This window comes from Paraburkholderia sp. BCC1885 (assembly GCF_900996235.1).
Taxonomy (GTDB): Bacteria; Pseudomonadota; Gammaproteobacteria; order Burkholderiales; family Burkholderiaceae; genus Paraburkholderia.
On record NZ_CAAJGM010000265.1, the window covers coordinates 1 to 3,906 of the forward strand.

The following is a 3,906-nucleotide window of genomic DNA, read 5'->3' on the forward strand; positions in this document are numbered from 1 at the left end:
ACTCCCGCTTGCGCGTTCGTTTGGTCGTCAAATCCAATCCCAGATTAGCTTGTCTCATGCCCAAATCGTCGCAGTCGACGGCATATTTGGCAACTCAATTCCTGCATGATTTATGCAGACCTTCCTTGGATCGTCGTTGCGGGCGGACCTGTTCAGCGATCGCTTCTTCGTCTCGCTAACCCGCTACGCAGATACCGGCAATCTAACGCTAGAGACCCTGCTGACTAGCCCACTGCCCGCGCGGATAGACAAGGTATGGGTTGAATTCGATTTTCCGGGTGTCGGTTTCCCGCCCCATAAGGCGGCGTGAACGCAATGAAATTCAAACCAGGCGACTTGGTGCCGACGACGGTGATGGAAGCTGTGAACGGGGAAGTCATCAACCTCCCTGATCCCACGCGCCTCGTCCATCTTCAATTCCGCCGCTTCGTTGATTGCCCGATTTGCAACACACACATCGCGGAATTCCGGAAGCGCGCTCGGGAGATCGAAGTCGCCGGCATCAAGGAAGTGATCGTATTCCATTCCTCGCCGCAATCGATCCACTCGTACCAGAAAGATGTCCCGTTCCTGATGGTCGGCGATCCGAAGAAGGCCTTTTACAAGGACTTCGGCGTCGAAACCTCGCTCGGCTTCCTGAGCCTCAAGGCCTTGGGAGCTGCGGCGCGGGGAATGGCGCACGGGCATTTCGGGCTTCGGCTCGCCGGGGGGCCCTTGGGGTTGCCCGCCGACTTCCTGATCGAGCCGTCCGGGCGGATCAACGCCGTAAAATACGGCACAGACGCCTACGACCAGTGGTCCGTTGATGAGGTTCTCAATCTCGCGACTGGCGTCTCAGCCCGAGCCGCTTGAGAAGAATCAACCGATGACACTCGAAGAAACCCTTTCCCAGCTTCGGGAGAAATTTGGCAAGATGCTGCCGCCCGAGCCCGCGGCTGTAATGGATGGACATATCGGGCTTCTCCGCGAAAGCGGCGCGGTTAGCCAAATCCTAAAAACCGGCGCGCCGGCGCCGCCGTTCACGGTTAAGAATCAGAACGGCGAAGATGTATCGTCCCTCGATCTGCTCACCCGTGGACCGCTCGTTGTGAGTTTCACGAGGGGCGGCTGGTGTCCCTACTGCGCGGCCGAGGTTCGGGCTCTCAACGATCTGTACGATCAGTATCAGCAGGCCGGCGTTGAGCTTGTCGTGTTATCGCCGCAAAGCGCAGACAGGGCGAAAAAGCAGGCCGCGGACGACAAGTTGAAATTCAACTTGCTCGTGGACGATGCGAGTGTCTGGCAGCTTCCGATTCCAGCCCGCTTCGTCATCGACACGAGCGGCGCTATCCGCGATGCGAAGGCCGATCCTGACTATCGCTATCGGCCTGATCCCTCGGAGACTCTGGCCGTTGCGAAAAGCCTGGGCCTGCGAAATCCGTGAAGGCTCTAAACCAACATATCGCAAAATGCCCCGAGATGCCGATCCGCATCTCTCCTCAAGCCACGGTGCTTCCCGCCAACACCCTGCGTTTCTACATACATTTTCCGAGGCCGGGAGAGGCACACTTCGATCGTGACCAACTCTGGCTGCAAAACGAGGAGGGGCAGATGGTGCGTGACCCCTTCCTCGTCCTGTCGCAGGAGCTGTGGTCCCCTGATGGGCGCCGCCTGACGGTGCTGATGGAGCCAGGACGGATCAAACGCGGTCTTGGAGCGGACCCGTCTCACGACCCAGCGCTTGTCGTCGGGCGGACCTACAGCCTTGTCATCACGGCACTCGGGCAGACAGCGCGCCATACCTTCTGCGTAAGCGATCCAGTCCGGGACGCGATCAACGAGACCTACTGGCGTCTAGTCTCCCCAACGGTGGGGAGTCTCGATCCCGCCGTTGTGCACTTCGACAGGGTTATGGACGCAGCCCTTTGCGAGGACGAGATCGGAGTCCAGACCCCTTCCGGAGAGGTCGTTCAGACGCGTGTGTCACTCGCACCGGACGGAACCGGAGCGCAGCTTATCCCGAGCCACCGTTGGCGCGCCGGGAAGCACCGACTCGTGGTCTCTGAACGTCTCGAAGACGTTTGTGGCAACAGGTTGGGCGAGGCTCTGGACCATGACCTGAGCGCGCGCGCACGACCGCGGGCCGGGATGATCAACTTCACTCCGCGTGGGGCCAACACGCCCTCGCCTTCTCAGGCGGTGAGCTGACATCAGAATGATATTCATCAATAATTCCTTAATAAGGACGACTACATGTATAGTTTAGATGCAAGTCGAGAGCGGCGCATTCTGTGGCTGCTTGCGCTCACGCAATTCACCATCATCATGGACTTCATGGTGATAATGCCGCTCGGTCCGCAAATCATGCGGAGTTTTCAAATTTCGCCCACCGGATTCGCCACCGCTGTATCAGCTTATTCCTGGTGCTCGGGTCTCTCGGGGCTGCTCGCCGCCACTTATATTGATCGCTTTGATCGTAGGCGTCTCATGCTCGCGGTCTATGCGCTGTTCGCGCTATCGAACCTCGCATGTGCCTGTGCCACTAGTTTCCCGATGCTTCTGATCGCGCGCGCTTTCGCTGGCATTACTGGCGGCGTGCTCGGATCGATCGTCATGGCCATCGTCAGCGACGTCATTCCCGCCGCCAGGCGCGGTGCTGCGACCGGCACGATCATGACAGCCTTCTCGCTCGCCGCAGTGGCGGGTGTACCGGCCGGCGTCCTGCTGGGTGCGCACTTCGGCTGGTCCGCACCGTTCATCCTGCTGGTGGGCTTGTCGGTATTGCTGGCTAGCCGGCATGCAGATCGTGCCTTCGCTCACCGCGCATTTGAGCCGCACGCAACCTCCGTTACGCATCGTACTGCCTACGCTGTGGCGACTGGTGTCGAAACCGCGTAATGCCAACGCATTCGCGCTGACTTTATCATGATGGTGTCGCAAATGCTGGTGGTCCCGTTTATCTCGCCGATACTTGTGGCCAACTATGGCGTCGCGCCCGCGCAATTGTCCTGGCTCTACATGGCGGGTGGCGCCGCGACTTTCTTCTCGGCAAGGCTTGTTGGCACGCTCTCCGACCGTTATGGCAGCGGCCTCATGTTCCGTGTGATGGCGGCCCTGTCTGTGGTACCCCTGTTGTTCATCACGCATTTGCCGAGCTTGTCGTACGTCGCGATGCTACTGCTGTTCCCGGTGTTCATGGTGATTGTGTCCGGCCGGCTAGTGCCGATGCAGGCGTTGCTCACCACCGTCCCCGAACCGTCCAACCGTGGTGCTTTTCTTAGCACGAATAGCGCGCTGCAAGCACTCGGCGCCGGTTGCGGTGCATGGCTCGGTGGACTGTTCCTGTCGTTCGATGCACACGGGGCTATTCAGGGCTATGGCCTCGACGGCTTGCTGGCTGCCGCACTCGTATTATTTGGTGCTTTCTGGGTTGGGCACGTGAAACCGGCGTTGGAGAAAGCAGTTCCGCCGCCTATTTCCGCGGAGCCGCTTAGGGAAGCATAGCCGCTTCGCCACGGTGCTGGCGGGGCTTGAATAGCTGAGCCTCGCCGACACTAAAGACTAACACCATACGCGTACGGGTCCTGTTCCGACTTCGGCGTGGCAACGATCTCTCATGAGTAGCGCGCGCCGCGACAACGACTGGTCCTACCATTGCTATTCCAAAATGGAATAGCAATTAGTCTCAACCGCCGGCTACAGGTAATTCGCTCCATGCTCTACCGTTTCGATGCTTCAGCGCCAACCTTGGCGCCTGCCGAGACGCTCCGACATGAACGAACGGCGCATAGCAATCCAGAACGAAGGAACGAAATCATGAGCAGAAAACTTGAGGGTAAGGTCGCCGTAGTTACCGGTGCCAGCGCCGGTATCGGCCTCGGTGTCGCCAAAGCGTTCGCCAATGAAGGCGCACGCGTGTTCATCACG

The 3,906-nt window shown here is 59.3% G+C and carries 4 protein-coding genes and 1 pseudogene; all 5 read left to right on the forward strand.

The features are described from left to right. The first annotated feature begins 112 nt into the window (after nt 1-112). Nucleotides 113-310 (forward strand): hypothetical protein, encoded by a 198-nt coding sequence (locus tag FQ755_RS34680; protein WP_144162254.1) that lies wholly within the window; start codon nt 113-115, stop codon nt 308-310. Nucleotides 311-315: 5 nt separating this feature from the next. Beyond that, complete coding sequence (locus tag FQ755_RS34685; RefSeq protein ID WP_144162256.1) at nt 316-852, forward strand: peroxiredoxin-like family protein; 537 nt, start codon at nt 316-318, stop codon at nt 850-852. A 13-nt stretch (nt 853-865) separates the two neighbouring features. Beyond that, entirely contained in the window at nt 866-1,423 is a 558-nt protein-coding gene (locus tag FQ755_RS34690) for a peroxiredoxin family protein (RefSeq protein ID WP_186308745.1), read from the forward strand. Between the two features lie 809 nt (nt 1,424-2,232). Beyond that, nucleotides 2,233-3,483: pseudogene (locus FQ755_RS34695) on the forward strand (MFS transporter). 312 nt (nt 3,484-3,795) lie between these two features. Next, nucleotides 3,796-3,906 (forward strand): SDR family NAD(P)-dependent oxidoreductase (locus tag FQ755_RS34700; RefSeq protein WP_144160736.1); only part of this gene is annotated, 111 nt, incomplete at its 3' end.